Below are 3,063 nucleotides of genomic sequence, written 5' to 3'. Positions count from 1 at the left end.
TATCAACATAATCGGGTTTTAGGTGTTTAAAAATTAGTTTTTCAGTAATCAAATCTGGAATTTATGAGCATTTTAGAACTGATAGAAAAAAGACTAGAAGAAAACTTTGCCCTCCACGAACAATACCTAAACCCCCAGATGGTCAGGGTACTAAAAACGATCGGCTACGATCGCCACTACGTTAAAGCCCAAGGTGCATACCTATTCGACAATCAGGGGGAAAAGTATCTGGACTTACTGAGTGGTTTTGGTGTTTTTGCCCTCGGACGCAATCACCCCAAGATCGTGCAAGCTTTACAAGAGGTATTGACGGCAGCATTGCCCAATTTAGTCCAATTGGATGCTTCCATCCTAGCGGGATTGCTGGCGGAACGGTTAGTAGCGATCGCACCTCCCGGATTAGAACGAGTTTTCTTTGCTAATTCCGGCACGGAAACCGTCGAGGCCGCCATTAAATTCAGCCGCTACGCCACTGGACGCAGCCAAATTGTTTACTGTCAGGGGGGCTACCACGGGTTAACCATGGGTTCCCTTTCCGCCACCGGCGATCCCCATTATCGCCAGGGATTTGGGCCGTTTGTGGCCGATTTTAAGGAAATACCCTTCGGCGATCTGGCTGCGCTCGAAAAAGCTCTGATTAACAAAGAAGTAGCGGCTTTTATTACCGAACCGATCCAAGGTCACGGGGTGAGAATTCCCGAACCGAACTATCTCCCCGCGGCGGCTGCCCTTTGTCGTCGTTACGGCACTCTTTTTGTGGCCGATGAAGTGCAGACCGGTTTAGGCCGGACTGGCAAAATTTGGGCTGTAGAACATTGGGGGGTAGAACCGGACATTTTATGTGTTGCCAAGGCTCTTTCGGGCGGTTTTGTGCCAGTGGGAGCGGTTCTCTGTCGTCGCTGGATCTTCGATCGAGTATTCGATCGCATGGATCGTTCTGTGGTGCACGGTAGCACTTTTGGTAAAAATAATCTGGCCATGGCCGCCGGTATTGCCACTTTACAGGTGATTGAAGAGGAAAAATTAGTCGAGCGATCGGCTGTAATCGGTCAACAAATTATCGCAGAACTACAGCCGCTCGTAGATCAGTACGAATGTTTGCAGGAAGTGCGGGGATTGGGTATGATGATGGCCTTGGAATTTGCCGAGCCGAGCAGTTGGTCACTAAAAGCTGCCTGGAAAATGCTAGAAACCGCCAATAAAGGGCTATTTTCCCAGTTAATCGTCGTTCCCCTCTTTACCCGCCATCAAATTCTCTCGCAGGTTTCCGGCCACGGCATGAATATCATCAAGTTTATCCCCCCCCTCACCCTCTCCGATGAGGATTGCCGTTGGCTTGTCACCGCCGTTAAAGATGTGGTGGCCGATGCTCACCGCTTCCCCGGAGCCGCTTGGGAATTCGGCAAAACCTTGGCCAGCCAAGCTATCCGCCAAAAAACCGCCCAAAAATAGTTAATATGTCCAGTTTGTTTCATCCCCTCTGCGGTAGTAACCTTAGCACTCTCCTTCGTTTGTTTTTGACCAATGGCGGCATTGATCGCCCCAATTTGGCCCCGGCAACCCTGGCAATGGCAGTTACCCTGGCGCGACTGCCTTTTTCTACCCTAGAACGAATTTTAATCACAGGGTTTTATGAGCGCGGCGTGCAGGTAAAAGCACCCATTTTTATTGTCGGCTATTGGCGCAGCGGCACGACCCATCTGCACAATTTACTCGGTCAATCGGAGCATTTTGGCTATATTTCGCCCCTAGCGGTGGGATTACCCTGGGATATCCTCGGTATCGTCCGTTTATTTCAACCGCTGCTAGAATTGGCCCTACCGAGCGATCGCCATGTGGATAACGTTGCCGTTACTCCCGATTCCCCCCAAGAAGATTCGATCGCCCTGGCCAGCATGATCCCCCTTTCCTACTACCATGGTTTATACTTTCCCCAACGTTTTCAGTATCATTTCCAGCGAGGGGTTTTTTTTCAGGGCTGCAGCGAGGGGGAAATCGCCACTTGGCAGCGTTGGCATACTCATCTATTAAAAAAAGTTTCCATCCATCAAAGAGGCAAACAATTACTCATCAAAAACCCCGTTTATACGGCACACATTGCCAAATTGCGAGCTATCTGGCCCGATGCTAAATTTATTCATATCTACCGCAATCCCTATCTAGTTTTTCCCTCAACCCGCCACTTTTTTACCCGCATCCTACCGGAACTAGCACTGCAACCCTACGATAATTTATCTATTGATGTCATCGAGCAAGCGATTCTGAAAAGTTATCCCCCAATGATCAATTCTCTCCTGCGAGATAGCACCGATTTACCCGCCGATAGTTTTGTAGAAATTCGTTTTGAAGATTTAGAAAAAGACCCCCTAGCACAAATCGAGAAAATTTACGATCAACTGCAACTTCCCGACTTAAAAATAGCTATGCCTCGCTTTGAGAAATATATCAGCAGTCTGCAAGGATATAAAAAAAATAATTATCCCCCAGATGCAAAAGCGATCGAGTTAGTCGAATCTCATTGGCTCCCATTTATTCAACGTTGGAACTATTTTTAGTTATCAGTTATCAGTTATCAGTTATCAGTTATAATTCCCCATCTCCCCACTACCCCACTTCCCCACTACCCCACTTCCCGCTCTCCTAGACCTTTTAAACAGGATTTAGTAAGTACCTAAGCAAAATTAATTACACCTATCTAACTACTTCTTGCCTATTGCCTATTGCCTATTGCCTATCCTAACCAAGAAATTAATTTGGCACGACTACTTATGAAATATCTTAAATTTATCTTTCTGGGTTTAGGTTTTGTTTTACTAGGGATAATTTTACGTCAAACAAATCTGCAAGAAGTGTGGCAACAAATCACCCTAGTCGGTTGGTGGGGAATGACATTAGTAATTATTTTTTATTTCCTAGAATTTCTCACCGATGTTTTTACTTGGCAACTAACTTTTAAAAGTATTCCTATCCAACCTCGATGGACAATTCGCCTATTATTAATTTACATGGTAGGGGCCGCCTTTAATCGCGTGACTCCCTTCGCTTCTTTGGGAGGAGAAGGTT

General features: G+C 46.5%; 2 protein-coding genes and 1 pseudogene. All 3 read left to right on the top strand.

Annotated elements, in window-relative coordinates:
• Positions 1 to 63 precede the first annotated feature (63 nt).
• Positions 64 to 1,452, top strand: a complete 1,389-nt coding sequence (locus PX636_RS12000; RefSeq protein WP_002797993.1) for an aspartate aminotransferase family protein — start codon at positions 64 to 66, stop codon at positions 1,450 to 1,452.
• A 5-nt stretch (positions 1,453 to 1,457) separates the two neighbouring features.
• Positions 1,458 to 2,555, top strand: a complete 1,098-nt coding sequence (locus tag PX636_RS11995; RefSeq protein ID WP_288117343.1) for a sulfotransferase family protein — start codon at positions 1,458 to 1,460, stop codon at positions 2,553 to 2,555.
• Between the two features lie 213 nt (positions 2,556 to 2,768).
• Positions 2,769 to 3,063: pseudogene (locus PX636_RS11990) on the top strand (lysylphosphatidylglycerol synthase transmembrane domain-containing protein); the annotation flags it as partial.

Source organism: Microcystis sp. M53598_WE2, assembly GCF_030067735.1.
GTDB lineage: Bacteria > Cyanobacteriota > Cyanobacteriia > Cyanobacteriales > Microcystaceae > Microcystis > Microcystis aeruginosa.
This window is presented reverse-complemented; position numbering and strand designations above follow the sequence as displayed.